This window comes from Komagataeibacter kakiaceti JCM 25156, from assembly GCF_000613305.1.
This window is the reverse complement of record NZ_BAIO01000614.1, coordinates 1-1,241: the sequence shown is the minus strand read 5'-3', so window position 1 is coordinate 1,241 and position 1,241 is coordinate 1. Positions and strand designations below refer to the sequence as shown.

General features: G+C 64.7%; 1 protein-coding gene and 1 pseudogene. Both read right to left on the bottom strand.

Features of this window, described 5'->3' with window-relative positions; translation table 11 throughout:
* Window positions 1–267, bottom strand: a 267-nt coding sequence (gene rpsP / locus JCM25156_RS17155) for a 30S ribosomal protein S16 (RefSeq protein WP_025814118.1), incomplete at its 3' end; no start/stop codon positions are given.
* Between the two features lie 55 nt (window positions 268–322).
* A pseudogene (locus JCM25156_RS25720) lies at window positions 323–1,241 on the bottom strand (signal recognition particle protein); the annotation flags it as partial.

Genomic DNA, 1,241 nt, shown 5'->3' with positions numbered 1-1,241 from the left:
GTTCCAGGTCGGCTTCGGCGCAAGACCGGCATTGCCAAGGAAACGGGCCACGCGGTCGGTCGGCTGCGCGCCATTGGACAGCCAGTGGCTGATGCGCTCGGCCACCAGACGCACGCGGTCGGCGTGGTCGGAAGGCAGCATCGGGTTGTAGGAGCCGACACGCTCGATGAAGCGGCCATCACGCGGGGAGCGGCTGTCCGCCACGACAATGTGGTAGTAGGGACGCTTTTTCGCACCGGCGCGGGCGAGACGGATCTTGAGGCTCATTTAAGACTTCTCCAGACAGTAAAAAGACAAAGGAAAACGGGAACGACGTTCAGGCTCAGCCAAAAGGCGGACGCCCGCCGCCGCCGGGGGGGCGTCCCCCCTTTGGCATGAGTGCGGACAGACCCTGACGCATCAGCCCCTTCACTCCCAACTTGCTGAACCGCTTCATCATGGAGGCCATCGCGTCGTACTGCTTGAGCAGACGGTTGATCTCCTGCACGGTCGTACCGGACCCGGCGGCGATACGCTTCTTGCGCGACGCTTGATGATGGAGGGCGTGCGCCGCTCCTTGCGGGTCATGGATGAAATGATGGCCTGATGGCGCTGCAGGACGGAGGTATCAAGCTCCTTGTCCCCCAGCGCTTCCTTGAGCTTGCCCATGCCGGGCAGCATGCCGAGGATGCCGGAAATGGAACCCATCTTGTTGATCTGGCGGATCTGCGCCGCGTAATCGTCCAGATCGAACTTGCCCTGCATCATCTTGAGGGCGAGTTTCTCGCTTTCCTCATGATCCAGGGTGTCGGCGGCCTTCTCGACCAGCCCCGCGATGTCACCCAGCCCGAGGATACGGCCCGCCACGCGCTCGGGGTGGAATTCCTCCAGCGCGTCCAGCTTCTCGCCCGAACCGGTCAGCTTGATCGGCGCACCGGTAATGGCCCGCATGGACAGGGCGGCGCCGCCACGGGCATCGCCATCCATACGGGTCATGACAACGCCGGTCACGCCCACGGCCTCGTTAAACGCCTTGGCCGTGTTGACCGCGTCCTGCCCGGTCATGGCATCGACTACCAGCAGCGTTTCCGCCGGGCTGGTCTCGGCGCGGATGGCGCGCACTTCGTCCATCAGGGCTTCGTCGATCGACAGGCGGCCGGCGGTGTCGAGGATGACGATGTCATACCCCTCGCGCCGCCCCGTCTCCATCGCGCGCTTCGCGATCTCGACCGGGGTCTGCCCCGCGATGATGGGCAGCGAGG